Raw genomic sequence first — 19254 nt, 5'->3', positions numbered from 1 at the left:
TGTTTAAATATTAGCTAATCAAATCTATTCCTATTATATATGTAAATACAGTTGTTTTGCTACTGTAAATGAATAAATAAAATAAGCCAAGACATAAAATTCTTGGCTACACATAAATCTTGTTTTTAGGCTATTTTACAGTGACAGTAGCTTGCTGCTGAACGCGCTCAAATAACCAGTGTATATCATTGTTATACATACGAATACAACCAAGTGTTGTCCATTTGCCGATTGCTTGATTATTGTTAGTTCCGTGAATCGCATAAGTTGTTCCGTAAGTTCCTGCCATATTTAATCCGAGCCAACGGTCACCAAGTGGATTACGTGGATCGCCGCTTTTAATTTTGCCTGTATAATAAGGGCGATTTTTAATTTTATTTACGATTTGAAAAGTGCCTTTAGGTGTAGGTGTTGTAGCTTTTCCAGTAGCGACAGTAAAACTTTTTATAAATTTTCCATCCTGATAATAATCCATTTTATTTAACTGAGTGTCTACGATTAATTGATCTTTCGTTGTAGCTGCCTCTGCGCTAGCGAATGGAAGAGTTAAAAATCCTAATGATAATAGTGCGCTTAATAATAATTTTTTCATTGTTATTCTCCTTTTACTATCGTAAGAGTCTTACATACAATGAAGTTGTAATCCTCGTAATGCTTTATTTACATTTTCATCTAATGTTTCAAAGAATGTAGTGATTTTGCTATTGTGTTTGTTGTTGTTATCAATAAGTAATCTTTCATTTAATAAAAGCTCACCACGTAGTCCAAAACTTTGAACTTGAATATTTAGCTCATCTTCATTTTCAGAGATGATTGGTAAGAAATAATGAAAAGCTTTTGTTGGAATGATGTAGCTTTTGCCAATCATGCTTTCTTGATTTGAATTAATCCATTTTTTCGTGACAATTTTAATATTCTTTTTTGAAACGATAAAAGATAGTGTTGTAGATTTTGTTAAACTTACGTCAAATTCACTTGTTTCACATATTTGTAAATTAAAAACGGTTTCATTTTGATGAGATTCAACATTTGTATTAATAAAATCGTGCATTTTATATGCTTCCATTTCGTATTCACCCTTTTTTCAATTTCGAAAAACGACTTATATTTATTCAAATTAATGCTTAGTCATATATTGGTTAAATTTTTCAACAAATTCCGATATAATCTTACAATACGTATATGAAGCTAATATGAAGTTAGCATGAGTTTGTGATGGTTTTTTATTGAGAACAAAATAAGAGAGGTTTTTTAGTGCTAAAAAATGGATAAAATCTGCATGTTATTAATGCGCCTTTTCGCTATTTCGACCTGAAAAATGATTTTTACTATTTAACAAAGAACGAAAATCATTAGTGTGACCCTTACAAAAATGTAATAAAAATGTAAGCTATTGTGATAGTTATTTCGACAATTTTTTTATACAATAATAGTAAGAAGTTGTACGTGATTGAAAGGAGAGATGACATGGAATGGATTCATGAATTATTTCAGCAATACGGGTACTATGTTGTACTTGTCGGCTTGCTGTTAGAATATATTGCACTTCCGTTTCCGGGAGAGCCAACGTTAGCATATGCGGGATTTTTAGCACATAAGGGTGATTTAAGTTTACCGATTTTAATTATTCTATCCTTTATTGGGACAAGTGTAGGAATGACGATTCAATACTTTTTAGGAAATAAATTAGGTATGCCTTTCATTCAAAAGTATGGGAAATACGTATTTTTAACGCAAAGAAAAATCGACTTAACGAGAATGTGGTTTGATAAGTATGGGTACTTCCTGATTTTTATTGGTTTCTTTATTCCTGGTGTACGTCATTTCACAGGATACTTTGCAGGAATTATTAATTTACCATTCCGTCGTTTTGCCATTACAATTTATTCAGGCGCTCTATTTTGGGTATCATTCTTCTTAATCGGTGGTTACTGGTTAGGTGGAAACTTACATGATATCTTTGGAGTGCTAGAAGGTCATATCGGTAAAATCATTTTTGGAGTTATTGTGATTGTAGCGATTACGTTAGGTATTCGTTTCCGTAAGCAGTTAAAACGGGTATTACTACAAAACGCAAGTTAATATGAAATCCATTCTATGTCAGAATTTAGGAAGTCAGTGCAAAAGCACTGACTTTTTTATTTTTAAGACTATGTTTAATGCACATTTTACATTCTTTATAGGAATTTGATACAGGATAAAAAATAAGTATCTTGTCAATTATTATAGTCGTAATGACAATTATAATTGACAAAGATAAGGATATTATTTACAATTTTAATTAAATAAATGAAAAAGAGGGAAGACATGAAGCTTCAAAATCGAGTGAGGGAATTGCGAGCAAAGCATCGTTTATCACAAGGGGATTTAGGGAAAGCGATTGGATCATCACGGCAAACGATTAGTTTAATTGAGCGCGGGGATTATGCACCATCTATCGTATTGTCGTTAAAAATCGCACAAATTTTCAATGTACCGGTGGAGGAAATATTTACGTTAGTAGAGGGGGAAGAGGACGATGAAGAGTAAACGAAAAAAACAATTTGATTCTGTGGGGAAAATAGCATTAAGTATGATGGGGGGCTTTTTAACGTCTTATATAGCTTTAAATTTACTCTCGGATGAACCGAGAAAATTATCATCCAATGCATTTATAGGTATATGTACTATTTTTGGAATCTTAATGATGTACTATACTTGGAAGAATACACGTATGTTAGCAGAGGCACGCGATGAAGAAGAGAGCGTACAAGGCAGAAAATTAGGCATTATAAGTATATATTTACGTGTAGGCGATATAGTTACGCAGGCATGGTTTGTATATGCAGTTATTACATGTAGACGTGCACTGTTGCAGGATACAAATGTTTCATTTGCGGTGTGGAATTTAGTAGCTTCTATTGTTTGTTTAACTACTGTAGTAATTATCGGACTTATAACAAAAAATCGTTATAATAAGCTATATCCTGAACAAGGTGTAACGTATATGGAATCTATGAAAATGTGGACGAAAAACGCAGATGAAGGATTAAAGCACATTGTGCATGAGGCTGGATATAAAGCGTATGAATTTACGAATACAATATTGGCATATGTATGGTGGGCTGCCGTTATATATACAGCTGCTAGTGATATCGATTTTGTATTAATTGGCTTAATCTCATTTATTTGGATATTGCATCTCGGGAAGTTCATGTACGAAATGCAAAGAAAAATGATTTATTAAGGGGAGAAAAAGGTGGATATTTTAAGAAGGCCAGCTGGCTCAATGACAGTGGCGCTAATTCTGTCCATTTTATACGGAGTAATCCGAACTGGGAAATTAGAAGTAATTTTGAACCTATGGGCAATAGTTGGAATTTTATTGTTAGTGTTAGCCATTCATGAGCTAGGACATGTAGTGTTTGGTTTAATAGGTGGTTTACATTTTAAATTTATGACAGTAGGGCCGATTACTTTTCAAAAAGAGAAGGGGAAAGTACGCATTCGAGAAAATAAATTATGGGCGTACTTTGGAGGCGTTGCAACACTAGTACCACCTTCTATAGAGACACCGAATCTTTCGAAAAAGTGGGCATGGCTCACTTTAGGTGGACCGATTACGAGTTTACTGTTTGGTATTACTTCCGGTTACATATACATGGTGAGTTATTATCAATATCTTTTATATTTTTCCTTTTTCCATTTTGCAATCTTTGCGGTTACAATTGTGCCGATAAAAGGAATGCTTATGAGTGATGGGATGCAATTTCTTATTTTAATTAAAGATGATGAAAGAGCTAGAAATCATTTATATGAGATTCAAATATCGAGTGAGTTATTTAGTTATAAAAGACCGAAAGATTGGGATGAAAGATTAGTAGAATTGAGTGAGGAGAAAATAAAAGAGAATAAAGGGATAAGAGAGATAATGAGTAGACTTATGCTTGTCTTCCTTGCTCGTGCAGATCAAGAGGGAATGGAAAGAGCGATACCGTATATAGAAAGAATTGTTCAACTACCTGTAACGAAAGAAAATAAGTTTTTCGTTAGTAGTTTTCATAGTTGGTATCTTTTATATAAAGCCCTTTATGAGATGGATAGTCTTTCTTTGCAAGAAGCAAAGGAACATGCAAAGGCTATTACAAAAATGGACTTAAACGGATATTATCGTACACAAGGAATTATCAAATATTTAGAGAATGATCTAGAAGCTTCCCATACTTATATGAAGAAAGCTGATAAAGAATTGGAGAGCGCCGAGAAGAGTGAGATGGGATATTTACAATTAGAAAGAGAATGGTTTGAGCAGCTGAAAGAGAGGGTATCTTACGATGGGTGAGGTATCCTCTTTTTTCTATGTCATCTTATGCCGTTCCATAAATAGCCCGGGGCCAGTAAAATGAGATAAGAAGAGCAAAGCTTGGAGGAATTCTAGATGGAAATTTTAACGATTATTTTAATCGTCTTGCTCATTTATGTTGTTTTTAAAGTGGCATATGTAGCATTAAAGATACTCGCGATCTTATTAATTATCTTTTTAATCGTAGAGTTCGGCAGTAAGTTGCTTGGTGGATAGGGTATGTTGTGCGTTTTGAGTGTCGAAGGTTGTCGGTAAATCGATATCTTGTGTCGAACCGTCGATATAATGAAAAAATCGTTGATATAAGTGGAGAAACGATCGATATATTTGAAAAATCGTTGATATATTTTAGTGAATACGAAGTGGGGTATATGGAAAAGAAGTTGCCGTGAGGGCAACTTCTTTTTATCGTGATGCGGGGTATGCAAACCAACATAAAAAAGCTGGAAGAGTATCTTCCAGCTTAAGAGTTACTTTCAATTTGGCGACCGCTATCTTCTTCATTGTCTTGTAATAGGTTGAATACGTCTGCTAAGCAGAATGCAATGAACCAAGTCCATAGACCGTGGAAGAAAGCTGAGCTTAATTGAAGTGGTAATGTATAGTTTGTCATTGAGTAGGAAATACATCCACCAACGATTCCGATCATTGTTAATAACATTGTTTTTTGAGCGTTTTCTTCTGGATTGAAGAGGAAGTAAATGTATCCGCCTAAAATTGAAGCGCTTACAAGTGTTTCGATTCCATTAAAGATGATATTCTCTCCAAGCTGAGTGTTTGTCCAGAAGCAGATTGTTCCGCCGATAATAGCAAACAGGACAGCTATTGTATAGCGTATATATTGATTCATATGTTCATCTCCTTATGTAATAAGATGATTTGGAAGTCAAAAAGGTAGGTATAGTATATTGAAGTGAGTTTTAATTGTACGTATCTTTTTATAAAAAGATCATTGAAGAGTAACTAAGATGATCGGTTGTTTAAACCGTTACGTGTATGGTGTCTGAAATATACCCGACTGCTCGTTTCTTTTTGCTTGTAAAATAAGAGAAACTTCCAAGTCTATATACTCTTTTTTTGTGAGTCTGCTTTCATTATAACACATTTAGGGACATAATAATAGAATTATCTGATTTTGTAATAAGTGTAAAAAATAAAAAGCGCAAGGAAATACCATTAACGGTGCAGTTTAGTGGAAGAAGGATTTTAATTTATTATGATGAAATATGTAATCAAGGTGAGATCTAAGAATGAGGCCTAAATACTATAAAAAATGTTTTATAGCATGAATGTAAGGGAGGAGAGCTAACTTGGAGTTCACAACAGAAAGATTAATAATTAGACCTTTTAAGAGTACTGATTTACAGGATGTATTTGCTATTTATAATAGTGATGATACATGTAAGTTCCTATTACATAATAAGTGGACTCATGAAGACATGCAAAAAAGATTTAATAAGAAGCTAGCAAATCATGTACTTACTAAAGAAACAATATTAAGTTTGGCAGTTATATACAAAAATAAAGTAGTTGGTGATTTATCCGTATGGTACACAAATATGAAAGACACTGTTGAGATTGGTTATAGTTTTTCAAATGAAGTAGCTGGGAGAGGTTTGGCGACAGAAGCAGTAAGTAGTTTGGTATTGAAATTATTTAATGAATTCAATGTACATCGTATACAGGCTAATCTTGATGCACGTAATACAGCTTCACAAAAATTGTGTGAACGAATAGGCATGAGAAAGGAAGCCCATTTCATACAAGATTTTTGGAATAAAGATGAATGGACAGACAGTATTGTATATGGAATGCTATCCTCCGATTTGTAGTAATAAACTTAGTGATTTTATTATGCTAAAAGGTACGTTAGTTGAATAACAAAGGGCATAACATATTATATATGACTAATATGTTATGCCCTTTAATTTATTAACCTTTTTATATGCGTTTGAAACGGCCGACAATTTCAACTGTTTCAGTAATGTTCATAAATGCTTTGTTATCCACTTGACGGATAATACGTTTCATTTCGCCTAACTCATAGCGAGTCACGACAGTGTAAATCATTTTTTTCTTATGGTTTGTATAGCCGCCGACAGCGTCTACCATTGTCACCCCGCGTATGCCGTGATGTAGTAGTGCGCTTTTTATTTCCTCGCCTTTTTCTGTAATAGTCATTATCGTTAATTTAATATGTTTCGTATGCACAGCGTCGATAACTTTGCTGACTACAAATCGACTAATTAACGTATAAAGTGTAATATCCCATCCGAAAATAAAACCTGCTGCTACAAGTAAGATTAAGTTGAATACAAATATGATTGCTCCAATTGAAACATCTCGATATTTCGCTACAATCAATCCAACAACATCAAAACCACCTGTTGAAGAAGCAAATCGGAATATAATTCCTGAAGCTGCTCCGCAGATAACACCACCGAATACAGAAGAAAGTAAAATATCGTCTGAAACTTGGTGTACCGGGATAATGTTCATCGCTAACGATGACACAGCTACAAAGTAAGCTGTTAAAAAGGTTGTCTTCTTGCCTAAGTAAAAGTGACTTAAAATAAGAAGAGGAATGTTTAGTAAAAAGATAAGTGCACCGATATTGTAGTGCATTAAATAACCGATAATCATCCCTACACCAGCGAATCCACCGCTAATCATATTATGCGGGATAAAAAACATATTCATAGAAATTGCATACAAAATAGAAGCTATAAAAATAACAACCAACTGTATCATAAATTCTAAGTGAAATGTTTTAGCTGCTGGGAAGGATAAAAAGGCGGTGTCGGGAACGTAATCGGCGTCTCCTAGTTGACCCATAGTATGTTTCATCTCCATATTCATTTTTGATTACAAGAAGAGAATAAAGGTTTTTTCAAAAACTGGCAATAGTTTTATTATAATGCAAAAATTTTATAAATTTCTAATAAATCAAGCCTATTCATTGATGTGTGTGAATATGCTAAAGAAAGCGAATACAACGTTTCTAAATTATTGTTTTCTTGAGAAAATATGCAAAATACTTTTTTTGAAAATAAAAGGAAATAGAGAATATTTGCCCGATGTGCTAAAATGACCTTATTAAGGATGTGAAGCGATGGAATTTTTATTGCAGGATGCAATTCTATATATATCGTTTGTAACGACGGCACTTTGTTTATTAGAAGTTTTCTTCCTTGCTAATGTTTCTCGCTTTGTGCGTCAACAAGCATCAAGCGGTAGACAAAGAGCTTTTGCGTTAGTTGATACATGTGAAGATAGTGCGGGAAATGTACCGCTATTTTCTATTTTTTATAAATATGGAATGATTCGTTCTGTACGCAGACAAGAATCAAGTGAAGAGAATGACGAGGTCGGTCCGTATACGCCAATGTTTCGCTAAATAATTACGAAACATTGGAGGAATGAACATGTTAAAATCATACCGAGCTGTGCTCGTTAGTTTATCATTATTATTTGTTTTTGTTTTATCTGGTTGCAGTAATGCGGCCCCAATTGATGCACATAGTACTGGGATTTGGGATCATTATTTTGTATATCCAATCTCGTTTATGATTCAATTTGTTGCTCATCATATACCTGGAGCTAGCTTTGGGATTGCTATCATTATTATGACGCTCGTTATTCGTTCAGCGATGATTCCATTAGCTGTTTCGCAATATCGCAGCCAAGCGAAAATGAAGAAAATGCAACCTGAATTGCAGAAGCTAAAGAAAAAGTACGGTGATGTAAGCAAAGACCTTGAAAAACAAAAGCAGTATCAAAAAGAAATGTCAGAACTAATGAAATCAGGCGGTTGGAATCCACTTGCTGGTTGCTGGCCAATTTTTATACAAATGCCGATTTTCTCTGCTTTGTATTATGCGATTAGCAGAACGGAAGAGATTCGCACATCTTCGTTTTTATGGGTGAACCTAGGACATGCAGATCCATATCATATATTACCGATTATTGCAGCGTTAACGACATTTATTCAGATGAAAGTTTTCCAATCGAATATTACACCTGGAGAACAAGTACAGATGCTGAAAATGCAGCAAATTATGATGCCAGCAATGATTCTATTTATGGGGTTTGCGGCGCCATCAGGACTTGTGTTGTATTGGATAACAGGTAACTTATTTACAATGACACAAACAATTGTATTAAGAAAAATAATGGAACGTGAAGAATTACAATTACAAAAGGCTTAGTGAAACACCGCTCATTACGAGCGGTGTTTTTTTTGTTAAGTCGTTAAGGAAATGTTAAGAAACCGACATTACTATAGGCATTGTATACGAAAGTGTACATGCATTAGAAATATGAAGGAGGAAATTTCCTATGAAGAAGAAAACAGTTGGGTATTTAGCGATTGCAGGTGCGTTATCATTCGGAATCATTGGAGGAGTCGGCATTCCGGCATTCGCGGCAACGAATACTCCAACAGCTGAGCAAGCGACAAAAACAGCGAAAAAAGATTTAGATGCCGCTACAAAACAAAAAGTAAAAACGATTATGGACGATACAAAGAAACAGTTACAGGAGCTAGGTGTAAAGCTTCCAGAAAAAGAAAAACGTAAAGAAATGTTTGCGGGATTAGATGAACAGGCGAAAGAAAAAGCGAAGTCAATTTTAGAGCAAGAGAAGTCTGGTAAATTAACACGAGAACAAGCAAAAGAAGAATTAACAAAATTAGGCGTGAAGTTCCCGGAAAAGGGTAAGTACAAAGAAATGTTTGCGGGATTAGATGAACAGGCGAAAGAAAAAGCGAAATCCATTTTAGAGCAAGAAAAGTCCGGGGAATTAACACGAGAACAAGCAAAAGAGGAATTAACAAAGCTAGGCGTGAAAATGCCGGAGAAAGGTAAGCGTGGAGATATGTTTGCTAACTTAGATGAACAGACAAAAGAGAAAGCAAAGTCAATTTTAGAGCAAAAGAAATCCTTAAAATTAACGCATGAGCAAGCAAAAGAAGAATTAACAAAATTAGGTGTGAAACTTCCAGAGAAAGAGAAGCATGAAGACATCTTTGCTGGATTAGATGAAGCAACAAAAACAAAAGCAAAAGCGATTTTAGACAACGAAAAGAAACAATTAGAGGCATTGAATGTTGATTTACCGCACCATAAGTTTTTTATGAAAAAAGAAGATAAATAATTGATTTATGTATCTTTCGTGTGGGCAACCGGAAGGTACGTGCGAGGACCGATTTCTGTCAGCAGAAATCGGTCCCTTTTAATGATTCAATAAAATTCTTTTCATTGTTAGTATGTATCCGAAGATGCAGTAGAAGATTGCAAAACTGATAAACACTTCCGTATATTGATATTTACCCAATACGTAGAAGGAAACAGCTGGTATAATAGCTACCGCTAAAATGCTATAACCAGGATACTTGTGCCGATGCATGATAGCGAATAGAATAGAGAGAAACGTAGCAATGATACAAAAGACAGCAATCATTATTGGTGCACCTCCTAAACGGATTATACCATTTTTAGGGAAATGGAGAAGTGTCGTACCTTCTGTTATAATATAAGAAGAGAAATATTTCCTATGTTATATAAAAAATATATTGATTTTTTCTAACAATTCAATATAATGAACAATAACTACAAAATTCGACATCAAGAAGTGATGATGAGGACACGATCAATTTTTTACGATTTTCAGAGAGGGAAGCCTTTGGCTGTGAGCTTCCTAATACGGAAAAATGGATTACCACCTCTGAACTGCAGCAGTGAACGAGCATCTAGTAATTGCTTGCCGGCAAAAACCGTTATTTAGACTTGAGAAATTGGTGAAGTGTGTTACTTTACGAATTGAAACAAGGGTGGAACCACGAATACAACACTCGTCCCTTTTTTAGGGAGGAGTGTTTTTTTATTTCATTTTTGCATCACACTAGGATTGGAAGGAGGATACGCAGCATGCATCATGATGAGAAGAACAAAATTGGTTTAACAGTAGCACTTTCTATCGTAGTAGGAACGATTATTGGATCTGGTGTGTTTATGAAACCAGGGAGCGTATTAGATTACTCGGGGAGTTCTAATATGGCCATTCTTGCTTGGGTAATTGGTGGTCTGTTGACGCTAGCAAGTGGTTTAACAGTAGCTGAAATTGGAGCGCAAATCCCGAAAAATGGTGGGTTGTATACGTATTTAGAGGAGATTTACGGAAGTTTTTGGGGATATTTATCAGGTTGGATGCAAACAATTGTTTATGGACCTGCTATTATCGGAACATTAGGTTTATACTTTAGTTCTTTAATGATTAATTTTTTCTATTTAGATAAAGTGTGGAATTTACCAATCGCAATTGGAACGGTTGTGTTCCTTGGCGTTGTAAATAGTATGGGAACAAAATACGGAGGTATCGTTCAAACAATCACGACAATTGGGAAGATGATTCCGATTGTGTTAATTGTTGTGCTAGGTTTCTGGAAAGGGAATAGCGATATCTTTAACGTAGTTGTGCCGATATCGGAAAATCAAAGTATCGGTATGGCAATTTTAGCAACGTTATTTGCTTATGACGGCTGGATTTTACTTGCTTCGATTGGTGGAGAAATGAAGAATCCAACAAAGTTATTACCGAAAGCAATGACAGTAGGGATTTTAATCGTAACGGCTGCTTACGTATTAATTAACTTGGCGTTATTAAATGTATTACCAGCAGCGAAAATTGTAGACCTTGGAGAAAATGCAACAGCGACAGCTGCGGGCATGTTACTTGGAGAATATGGCGGAAAAATTATTAGTATCGGTATTATCGTTTCCATTTTCGGCTGTTTAAATGGAAAGATTTTAACGTTCCCACGTATCCCAATGTCTATGGCAGAGCGTGGACAACTTCCATTTTCTAAGTTTATTGCAAAGGAAAGTCCGAGATTTAAAACACCAGCAAATGCGATTACTGTTGAAATCATTTTAGGAATTATTTTAATGATTATTAGTGATCCAAATAAGCTATCTGAGATTTCCGTATTCATTATTTATATTTTCTATGTAATGACGTTTATTGGTGTCTTCATTTTAAGAAAACGTAATAAGAATAAAGAGCGTGCATATAGTGTGCCGTTATTCCCAATCGTACCAATCGTAGCGATTTTAGGTTCGCTCTTTGTAATTGGTAGTGCAATTATCAATGATCCGGTAAGTTGTTTCTTATCAATTGGAATTGTCTTTACGGGACTTCCGGTGTATTGGTATTTAAATAAGAAGAAAGAAACAGAATGATGGAAGGGTAGGCGTATAATACGCCTACCTTTTTTACTGTAAAAAAATTATACTTGCGTCCACTTTCTATTTTGGTTACTATAGTCGTAGTAACCAAAATGGAAAGCGTGGGGAAAGACTTGAATTTTCGTGTTTATATTTTAGCTATCGCGGCTTTCGTAGTCGGAACGGTTGAGTTAATTATAGGAGGAACGCTCGATTTAGTTGCCAATGATTTAGGAGTATCTATTAGCGCAGCTGGTCAGCTTATAACAATATTTTCGGTAGTATTTGCTTTGTCAGGTCCAGTTTTATTAGCTGTGACAGGGAAGTTTGAAAGAAAAACATTGTATGTTGGAGCATTATCGATTTTCTTAATCGGAAATATTATTTCGGCATTTAGTGTGAATTACGGAATGCTAATGTTCTCAAGGGTTATTTGTGCGGCGAGTGGTTCATTAATTATTGCACTATCGGTAACACTTGCTTCTAGTGTTGTAGAACCGCATTTTCGTGCGCGTGCAATTGGAATCATTTTCATGGGAATTAGCGGATCACTCGTACTTGGAGTACCGCTCGGTCTTGTGCTCGGAAATGCATACGGATGGCGTGCACCATTTGTATTAATTTCTGTATTAACAGTTATGGCAATAGCTTGTATTTCATTGTTCTTAACGAAAGTACCACCGACATCGGTATTATCAATAAAAGAACAACTTGCTACTTTAAAAGATAAAAAAATTGTAAGTGCACAGTTAACATCATTTTTGTTTTTAACGGGGCATTTAACATTGTATGCATATTTAACACCGTTTTTAAAAGATGTCATGCATGTTGAAGCAAACTGGATTAGTGTGTTTTACTTTATTTTCGGAATCGCAGCAGTAATTGGCGGCGGATTCGGTGGATGGCTTGCTGATAAATGGGGATCGAAGAAAAGTATTATCTCGATTATTATCGTATTTGCATGTGCAATCTTCATACTGCCAATAATGACATTCTCATTCCCGCTCTTCATCATTATGATGGGACTTTGGAGTATGCTGAGCTGGGCGATTTCACCAGCACAGCAAAATTATTTAATTGAAATTGCACCGGAATCAGCTGGTATTCAGCAAGGTTTAAATAACTCTGCGCTTCATTTAGGAATTGCACTCGGTTCAACAGTAGGCGGAGTTGTTATTGAAAAATCATCTGTTATATATAATGCTTGGGTAGGCGGTGGCTTTATTATATTAGCACTGCTTTGCGCGATTTTCTCAATTACGAGAGGACGCTCTACTCAGTTCGTGAAAGAAGAATCTATCGTTTGATAGGTTCTTTTTTTATTTGTAAAAAATTGCAGGTTTTAGTAGGTAAATGGAGAAAAGGGTATATAGCGAGGTGATAGTATATGGATTATTCAATTATTGGTTTTATATTCACAGTATTGCCGTTATTTGTAGTTATCATTGTTTTTAGATGGATTCGTTTCATCTATCAAAATTCAGAGAAACAGGTAGAGCAAAATGAGAAAATCATTGAGCTGTTGATGGAGATAAAGGAACAAAATAAAAAGGAGTCTAAGTGAAAAACTAGACTCCTTTTTATTATTTAATTAGTACCTCAATTTCATCAACAAACTCTTAATTTCCTCATCTTCCATAAAGAGATCGTGGTGCTTCTGGGTAATCTTTGCAAGTGCAACGTCGTGATAGAAAAATTCTGTAAAGAACTTTACGAAAGGTTGTGACATTGTTTTCATCGCTTGCCATGACTCTTGTTCTACGCCAGCAAATAAAATTTCACGATCGTCAACGATGAGTAGCAAGTAGCGCTCTAATGCATTAGGTTCTTCAGCTGGGATTAGAAAATGCATGTTTTCTAAGTCTGTTTCTACTTCTCCAACAATAAGGGACTCAATTTGAACACCTTGTTTTGCTTTTTGTTCTAGTAAAGGAAGATATTCTAAAAGAGTATCATTCCAAGCGGAAATACGGATTGATTCTTTTGCACTTTCAATGAGTTCTTTACTTTGAACTCGAATAGAAGATTGCATCTTTAAGCTCCACACACGGTCATCTGTAAATGATTTTTTTGATATATTTGTTTCCAGTTCTTTAATATTTGATTGGAATTCTGTCGTTAATTTTTCAATTGCTAGCTTTAGTGGTAATGCTGTATACAATTTTTTCTTTTCTGAAACAGAATCCATTACCATTCCTTTATCGATTAGGCGTGCTAGCACTTCATATATTTTTGCTTTTGGAACACCTGAATGCTTCACAATTGTTGTAGCATCTAATGGTTCATTGCTTGATACGACAACTTCATAAGCCTGGCTTTCATATTGTGAGAAACCGAATTTTTGTAACATAGTTCCCTCCGAACGAATGAGATTATATTTTAAGGATAATGAACTATTTGTTTTTGCACAAGTGGTAGTCCGTTTTCTAATTGTATTAAGGTGAGAATTAATTTCAATTTTTTAATTTTATCTATTATACTTAATATAGTGATTAATAAGATTTTAATTTAATGCGAAGGGGATGCTGGGGGGAAGATGTTAAAAAGTTTACGTTTAAAAATTGCGGTAGTGTTTTCAGTACTTATTTCTATGATGTTCGTAATATTGGGTACAGCTGTGTATCAATTACAGAAAGAAAAGGAAGTGCGTTCCTTAGACGAGTATTCTCAAAATGCGATGGATCTTGTGACAGAGCAACTTACGACATTTGTTCAAAGAACGGATGAAGATATGGGGTATTACGCGAACAGTGAGATGATTCGTAATATACTTCAAGGTGGGGTTACTCCAGAAGAGGAAGCGTTTTTAACGAAAGAGTTTGCGGAGTATAAAAAGAATCATCCTGGTATTTTAGATTTATATATTGGTACGAAAGATAAAAAAACATTAAGTGCCAATCTTGCTGAAGGTGGGCAAGTGCCAGAAGGATATGACCCAACGACAAGATCATGGTATAAAGATTCAGAGGCTGATGTAAAAAAGGTCCATTGGGGACAACCTTCTTATGAAATTGCAACAGGAAAGTTAAGTGTAGGTGTTTCTAAAGCAATTACAGCTCAAGATGGATCTGTATTAGGCGTTGTTGCGATGGATGTATCGCTTGGTACGATTCAGAAGTTGCTTCACAATATTCAATACAATAATGACGGAGAAATGTTTATTATAAATGATAAAAATATGGCTCTTGTTTATCCAGAAAAGATAGGGAAAGATGTTTCTAAAGAGCCACTTATACAGAGCTTAAATAAAGAGGTAACAAAATATGCGGTCACTACAATAAAAGGTGAAGATGTAGTTGTTTATAGTCAATCATTTGACACGATGAAATGGACGATAGGAATCTTTTATCCGAAAGAAACGATCGATGGGCTATTAAATAGTACGAGAAATACAGTTATTATAATGGCATGTATTAGTTTATTAGTTGGAATCGTAGCTTCCTACTTGTTCTCAAGAAGATTAGCAAGACCACTGCAACTATTAAAGAATCACGTGCAAAAAGTAGCAGAAGGCGATTTAACGCTGCGAATGAAAGTGACAAGTAAAGATGAAGTTGGAGAGTTGACTAAGCACTTTAATGATATGGTTGAACAAATGAATGAAATGGTAAGTAAAATTAAAAACAGCGTATCAACGGTGCAACAATCAACGAATAGTTTACATTATTTAACGAACGAAACAGTAGCGGCTAGTAGAGAAGTTTCAGGAGCGATGGATGATGTGAGCGGAGGAGCTTCTACTCTTGCGAATAGTGTGGATGAAGTTTCAGCTCAGCTCGAGAATATGGCGGAGTCAGTAGAACAAATGAATAGCTCCGTTGGTGAAATAAAAGGAGTGGCTGGCAAAGCGGAAGAGGCATCTAAGCAAGGATTAAATACAATGAGGAATTTAATCCGTACGAGGGGACAATCATCTTCGATTGTTGTTCATACAGAAGAAGCATCGGATAAGTTAGAACAAAGAGTTGGATCGATTCAAAATGTTGTTGAGCTTATAAAAGGTATTTCGGATCAAACAAATTTACTTGCTTTAAATGCATCGATTGAAGCTGCCCGTGCAGGTGAGCAAGGTAAGGGATTTGCGGTTGTTGCTGAAGAGGTTCGGAAATTAGCGGAACAATCAAAAGAGGCAACCGGAGAAATCACAATGATGATTGGTGATGTACAATTAGAAGTAAAAAGGGTTGTAGAAGTTGTAAGTAAATTGAAAGACATTGCAGATATGCAAAATAAAGTGACGACAGAGGCGGAAATGGAGTTCCGTACAATTATGTCAGTTGTAAATACGATTAGTACTTCAGTTGAAAAAATTGTAGAAGAGGTACATAACATAGGTTATGAGCAAGGGGAAATTACAGCGGTAATGCATACAATTGCTGGTACGAGTCAAGAAAGTGCAGCTGTTTCTGAAGAGGTACATGCTGCAACGGAATCACAGGTGAATCATTTAGAAAAGGTAGCTCACACGATGGAAAGTTTGACAGAACATATGAGAGATTTAGAAAGATTAGTCGAGCAGTTTAAAGTGGAAGAGTAACATATTAGTAAAATGATGAGGATTTCGGTAAAATAGACAATGGATATATAAGAAACGATTATAGGAGGAAGACTACTATGGCAATTGTTGATGTATCGATTATTCCAGTAGGAACAGGTAATCCAAGTGTTAGTGAATATGTAGCAGAAGTACAAAAGGTGCTAGAGAAAAATGCAGATCGCGTGAAGTATCAATTAACACCGATGAATACAATTATTGAAGGAGATCTTCCTGTCATTCTAGAAGTAATTCAACAAATGCATGAAGTTCCATATACGAAAGGTGCACAGCGTGTTGCAACAACTATTCGTATTGATGATCGTCGTGATAAAGTAAGCACAATGGAGAAAAAATTAAACTCTGTTCGATCAAAATTATAAGAAAAAGCAGCGATCTTCGCTGCTTTTTTCATATAGGAGGTAAATAAGATGAGTGAAAAGTTTAATGAACAATTTGACGGGTTGTTAGAGAAATACACGGAATTATTACTTGGAGAGAGCAATGAAGAGAGAAAAGAACAGGTACAGAAGTGGGCACTGTATTCTTACATAGCTAAGACGATGCCAGCTTTAGTAAAGCATTGGAATGAAACTTATCCAGATGCGAAAGAAGAGATGGTACAGTTAATTACAGGTATTAAAAGGCTGAATGAAGAGAAGCGAAATGAGCAATAAAAAAACTTGAGGTAAATATAATCGCAAGTTTTCTGTATTAATATCCTTATATAATTTACATGGAATATAAAGGATTTTATAGGCATGTCGAATATTTTCGACATGCCTATTTTATGCCTATTAAACTCCATTTTTCTAAATGTCGAAAAATATTTCAGGTATATTTATAAGCAGAAATATAGGTTTTTAAATGTTTTTATAGTATTTTATAAATTATCTAAATAATTATTTGTATCCAATAATTTTAAACAATGATATAATTTTGAAGAGGGGTAAAAAACAGATAAATTACAGTCATAGGGGTGAATTACATGGAACAATTAATGCGAAATTCGTTTCTTTTCTTATCTAAAAATAAAGCGCTAACAAAACTGGCTAAAAAGTACGGTTTACGCTTTGGTGCAGGTCGCTTCGTCGCAGGGGAGACGATTGAATTAGCGACAGCTGCCATTCAACAATTAAATAAGCAAGGTCTTTGTGTAACAATCGATTATTTAGGTGAATTCGTTGATAATGAAGCGGAAGCAAATGAAATGGCTAACCAATCGATTGAAGCGATCCGTGCAATTGGAAGAGAAGGTCTTGATTCGCAGCTTTCTTTAAAGATGACTTCTATGGGATTAGATATCTCTGATGAAATCGTAATGAACAATATGCGCCGTATTTTAGAAGCTGCAAAAGAAAATGGTGTGTTCGTTACAATTGATATGGAAGATTATACACGCTGCGGAAAGACAATTGATATCTTTAAACAGTTAAAATCTGAGTACGATAATATTGGTACTGTTATTCAAGCTTACCTATATCGTACAGAAAAAGATATTGAGGATTTAAATGCTTATAAACCTAATTTACGTCTTGTAAAAGGAGCTTATAAAGAACCTGAAGAAGTGGCGTTCCCGGACAAGAAAGATGTAGATGACAATTATAAAAAGATTATTAAAATGCACTTATTAAATGGAAATTATACTGCAATTGCTTCACATGACGAAGCGATTATTGAATATACAAAAAAACTTGCTGAAGAACATAATATTCCAAGGGATCAATTTGAATTCCAAATGTTATATGGTATTCGTAATGAGCGTCAACTTGAGCTAGTAAAAGAAGGCTACAAAATGCGTGTTTACGTACCTTATGGAAACGACTGGTATGGATATTTCATGCGTCGTCTAGCAGAGCGTCCAGCAAACGTTGCGTTCGTATTAAAAGGTATGGTTAAAAAATAACCAAGGAGAAAATACTCCTTGGTTATTTTAATTGCTGAAATGCGTAATGTGCCATTTTTTTCGTATCAGGATATAGTTGCGCGCGAGTAGAAGATAATACGACGTTAATGACGCGTTTACCGTCTTTTTCATCCACTGTTACGACTGTATATTTTCCGAGTGCTGATAGACCGCTTTTACTTCCAATCGCATATGGATCGTCATATAGTTCTTCTCGTCCGTAGTTTGCGATGTTTGGAGAGCGTTCTGAAGTATGTAGAGTTGTACGTGTTGAATTCATATATTCTAAAACAACTGGATACTTTAATGCTTCTTTCGTAATAATAGCAATGTCATATGGCGATACTTTATTTCCAAGTGCATCAGCACCACTTGCGTTCTTGAAAGTCGCATGCTTTGTACCGAGTTCCTTCGCTCTAGCATTCATCATTTTTACAAATTCATTTTTTGATCCTGCAATATGTTCTGCAATTGATTCAGCTATTGGATCTGCACTAATGATAAGCATAAGTTTTAATGCCTCATCACGCTTTAATTTTTCTCCAGCACGAAGTTTAATTTTCTTACTTTGACTTTCTGTTTTAATTGCGTTTTCTGTAACTGTAATTTCTTCATCCTCTTTTACATTCTCTAGTAAAAGAAGGGTTGTCATCATTTTGGCTATACTAGCCGGATAAGAGCGTTCGTCTTCGCGTTTTCCATACAAAACTTCACCTGTGTCTGCATCGATTGTAACTCCATATTGCCCAGTAATATTAGGTTGATCAGCTCTTACAGCTTGTTGCCTTTGTGCATAAGAGAAGAAAATCATCCCTGTAAATAGTGTGGCAATCATTACAATCATAACTATTGTTCGTTTCATTATAATTCCCTCATTTGTTACAAATAAATTGGGCAGAAAAAGCAGCCATTAATCATTATGCCACGTTCTCTGCCCAAAAATATAGCGTTATTTTTCGCCCATATTATGCTTTTTATATTGTTGGTTATTACCTTGACGTCCTTTTTCCACGCCGTGGTTATGCGGACCTGCGTTTCCAGTTACACTAGCTGCACTAATTCCAGCCTTTGAAGGGTTCTTCTTAAGTTTTGCCATATATATTCCTCCAGTTTCGTCAGATTATAAAAAGGGAAAGTGTATTTTAGTGAAGAAAATACATATATAGCATGGGCAAATAAAAGAAAAATATTTATTTCAGAAAATTTTATCAATAAATATATTGCGAAAATTTAAACAGTATCATATATT

24 protein-coding genes and 1 other annotated feature are annotated in these 19254 nt (G+C 35.0%); of the genes, 16 read left to right on the top strand and 8 right to left on the bottom strand.

Annotated features, from left to right (window positions below; genetic code table 11):
• Nucleotides 1–130: 130 nt before the first annotated feature.
• Nucleotides 131–592, bottom strand: coding sequence for a L,D-transpeptidase (locus DN399_RS24835; protein ID WP_149150018.1), 462 nt, complete (start codon nucleotides 590–592; stop codon nucleotides 131–133).
• Nucleotides 593–622: 30 nt separating this feature from the next.
• Nucleotides 623–1066 carry a DUF3978 family protein gene (locus DN399_RS24830; protein WP_000388769.1) on the bottom strand — a complete coding sequence of 148 codons (444 nt, stop codon included), beginning with the start codon at nucleotides 1064–1066 and terminating at the stop codon, nucleotides 623–625.
• A gap of 401 nt (nucleotides 1067–1467) precedes the next feature.
• On the opposite strand from DN399_RS24830, the gene DN399_RS24825 reads away from it, so the two are divergent.
• The 5 genes from DN399_RS24825 (at nucleotide 1468) to DN399_RS24805 (ending at nucleotide 4558) form a co-directional block, all read left to right on the top strand.
• Nucleotides 1468–2082: a DedA family protein gene (locus DN399_RS24825; RefSeq protein ID WP_006918798.1), complete on the top strand. Its 615-nt coding sequence runs from the start codon at nucleotides 1468–1470 to the stop codon at nucleotides 2080–2082.
• Between the two features lie 225 nt (nucleotides 2083–2307).
• Complete coding sequence (locus tag DN399_RS24820; RefSeq protein WP_000776168.1) at nucleotides 2308–2529, top strand: helix-turn-helix transcriptional regulator; 222 nt, start codon at nucleotides 2308–2310, stop codon at nucleotides 2527–2529.
• On the top strand, nucleotides 2519–3226 hold the full coding sequence (locus tag DN399_RS24815) for a DUF3169 family protein (RefSeq protein WP_098519157.1): 708 nt from the start codon (nucleotides 2519–2521) through the stop codon (nucleotides 3224–3226). The genes DN399_RS24820 and DN399_RS24815 overlap by 11 nt, the downstream gene beginning before the upstream one ends.
• Before the next feature lie 42 nt (nucleotides 3227–3268).
• On the top strand, nucleotides 3269–4321 hold the full coding sequence (locus DN399_RS24810) for a site-2 protease family protein (RefSeq protein WP_149150128.1): 1053 nt from the start codon (nucleotides 3269–3271) through the stop codon (nucleotides 4319–4321).
• Nucleotides 4322–4417: 96 nt separating this feature from the next.
• The gene (locus DN399_RS24805) at nucleotides 4418–4558 is read left to right on the top strand and encodes a DUF3985 family protein (RefSeq protein ID WP_000404784.1); all 141 of its coding nucleotides are present in this window, start codon (nucleotides 4418–4420) and stop codon (nucleotides 4556–4558) included.
• Nucleotides 4559–4805: 247 nt separating this feature from the next.
• On the opposite strand, the gene DN399_RS24795 is transcribed toward DN399_RS24805, so the two are convergent.
• Nucleotides 4806–5192: a DUF3938 domain-containing protein gene (locus DN399_RS24795; RefSeq protein ID WP_001077773.1), complete on the bottom strand. Its 387-nt coding sequence runs from the start codon at nucleotides 5190–5192 to the stop codon at nucleotides 4806–4808.
• A gap of 460 nt (nucleotides 5193–5652) precedes the next feature.
• Here DN399_RS24795 and DN399_RS24790 point away from each other — a divergent pair, with 460 nt between their 5' ends.
• A complete protein-coding gene (locus DN399_RS24790) occupies nucleotides 5653–6174 on the top strand; it encodes a GNAT family N-acetyltransferase (protein ID WP_000397302.1) in 522 nt (173 codons plus the stop codon).
• Between the two features lie 109 nt (nucleotides 6175–6283).
• On the opposite strand, the gene DN399_RS24785 is transcribed toward DN399_RS24790, so the two are convergent.
• Nucleotides 6284–7177 carry a YitT family protein gene (locus DN399_RS24785; RefSeq protein WP_000530044.1) on the bottom strand — a complete coding sequence of 298 codons (894 nt, stop codon included), beginning with the start codon at nucleotides 7175–7177 and terminating at the stop codon, nucleotides 6284–6286.
• Between the two features lie 277 nt (nucleotides 7178–7454).
• Between DN399_RS24785 and DN399_RS24780 the strand changes: the two genes are divergently transcribed.
• From DN399_RS24780 to DN399_RS24770, 3 genes are all read left to right on the top strand, one after another.
• A complete protein-coding gene (locus DN399_RS24780) occupies nucleotides 7455–7739 on the top strand; it encodes a hypothetical protein (RefSeq protein WP_000394930.1) in 285 nt (94 codons plus the stop codon).
• Nucleotides 7740–7767: 28 nt separating this feature from the next.
• Nucleotides 7768–8550, top strand: a complete 783-nt coding sequence (gene yidC / locus DN399_RS24775; protein WP_000920522.1) for a membrane protein insertase YidC — start codon at nucleotides 7768–7770, stop codon at nucleotides 8548–8550.
• Between the two features lie 130 nt (nucleotides 8551–8680).
• Nucleotides 8681–9496, top strand: coding sequence for a hypothetical protein (locus DN399_RS24770; protein WP_149150017.1), 816 nt, complete (start codon nucleotides 8681–8683; stop codon nucleotides 9494–9496).
• A 78-nt stretch (nucleotides 9497–9574) separates the two neighbouring features.
• Here DN399_RS24770 and DN399_RS24765 read toward each other — a convergent pair whose 3' ends face one another.
• On the bottom strand, nucleotides 9575–9802 hold the full coding sequence (locus tag DN399_RS24765) for a hypothetical protein (RefSeq protein ID WP_025709833.1): 228 nt from the start codon (nucleotides 9800–9802) through the stop codon (nucleotides 9575–9577).
• A 165-nt stretch (nucleotides 9803–9967) separates the two neighbouring features.
• Nucleotides 9968–10204, top strand: a binding site (T-box leader).
• A gap of 65 nt (nucleotides 10205–10269) precedes the next feature.
• Here DN399_RS24765 and DN399_RS24760 point away from each other — a divergent pair.
• From DN399_RS24760 to DN399_RS28195, 3 genes are all read left to right on the top strand, one after another.
• Nucleotides 10270–11580 carry an APC family permease gene (locus tag DN399_RS24760; protein ID WP_000546312.1) on the top strand — a complete coding sequence of 437 codons (1311 nt, stop codon included), beginning with the start codon at nucleotides 10270–10272 and terminating at the stop codon, nucleotides 11578–11580.
• A 107-nt stretch (nucleotides 11581–11687) separates the two neighbouring features.
• The gene (locus DN399_RS24755) at nucleotides 11688–12872 is read left to right on the top strand and encodes an MFS transporter (RefSeq protein ID WP_002025014.1); all 1185 of its coding nucleotides are present in this window, start codon (nucleotides 11688–11690) and stop codon (nucleotides 12870–12872) included.
• Nucleotides 12873–12952: 80 nt separating this feature from the next.
• The gene (locus tag DN399_RS28195; protein WP_000386584.1) at nucleotides 12953–13129 is read left to right on the top strand and encodes a hypothetical protein; all 177 of its coding nucleotides are present in this window, start codon (nucleotides 12953–12955) and stop codon (nucleotides 13127–13129) included.
• A gap of 27 nt (nucleotides 13130–13156) precedes the next feature.
• Here DN399_RS28195 and DN399_RS24750 read toward each other — a convergent pair whose 3' ends face one another.
• Nucleotides 13157–13915, bottom strand: coding sequence for a TrmB family transcriptional regulator (locus tag DN399_RS24750; RefSeq protein ID WP_000939479.1), 759 nt, complete (start codon nucleotides 13913–13915; stop codon nucleotides 13157–13159).
• 186 nt (nucleotides 13916–14101) lie between these two features.
• Between DN399_RS24750 and DN399_RS24745 the strand changes: the two genes are divergently transcribed.
• From DN399_RS24745 to DN399_RS24730, 4 genes are all read left to right on the top strand, one after another.
• Complete coding sequence (locus tag DN399_RS24745) at nucleotides 14102–16102, top strand: methyl-accepting chemotaxis protein (RefSeq protein ID WP_149150016.1); 2001 nt, start codon at nucleotides 14102–14104, stop codon at nucleotides 16100–16102.
• A 77-nt stretch (nucleotides 16103–16179) separates the two neighbouring features.
• Complete coding sequence (locus DN399_RS24740) at nucleotides 16180–16482, top strand: MTH1187 family thiamine-binding protein (RefSeq protein ID WP_001018860.1); 303 nt, start codon at nucleotides 16180–16182, stop codon at nucleotides 16480–16482.
• Between the two features lie 48 nt (nucleotides 16483–16530).
• Nucleotides 16531–16776, top strand: coding sequence for a YusU family protein (locus DN399_RS24735; protein ID WP_149150015.1), 246 nt, complete (start codon nucleotides 16531–16533; stop codon nucleotides 16774–16776).
• A gap of 311 nt (nucleotides 16777–17087) precedes the next feature.
• Nucleotides 17088–18005, top strand: coding sequence for a proline dehydrogenase family protein (locus DN399_RS24730; RefSeq protein WP_000436783.1), 918 nt, complete (start codon nucleotides 17088–17090; stop codon nucleotides 18003–18005).
• A 22-nt stretch (nucleotides 18006–18027) separates the two neighbouring features.
• On the opposite strand, the gene DN399_RS24725 is transcribed toward DN399_RS24730, so the two are convergent.
• Together DN399_RS24725 and DN399_RS24720 are read right to left on the bottom strand one after the other, a co-directional pair.
• Nucleotides 18028–18867 (bottom strand): D-alanyl-D-alanine carboxypeptidase family protein, encoded by an 840-nt coding sequence (locus tag DN399_RS24725; RefSeq protein ID WP_000831462.1) that lies wholly within the window; start codon nucleotides 18865–18867, stop codon nucleotides 18028–18030.
• Nucleotides 18868–18954: 87 nt separating this feature from the next.
• Nucleotides 18955–19101, bottom strand: a complete 147-nt coding sequence (locus DN399_RS24720; protein ID WP_001096344.1) for a YuzL family protein — start codon at nucleotides 19099–19101, stop codon at nucleotides 18955–18957.
• Nucleotides 19102–19254 lie beyond the last annotated feature (153 nt).

The sequence above is a fragment of the Bacillus sp. AR4-2 genome (assembly GCF_008274865.1).
GTDB classification, from domain to species: domain Bacteria; phylum Bacillota; class Bacilli; order Bacillales; family Bacillaceae_G; genus Bacillus_A; species Bacillus_A cereus.
This window is presented reverse-complemented; position numbering and strand designations above follow the sequence as displayed.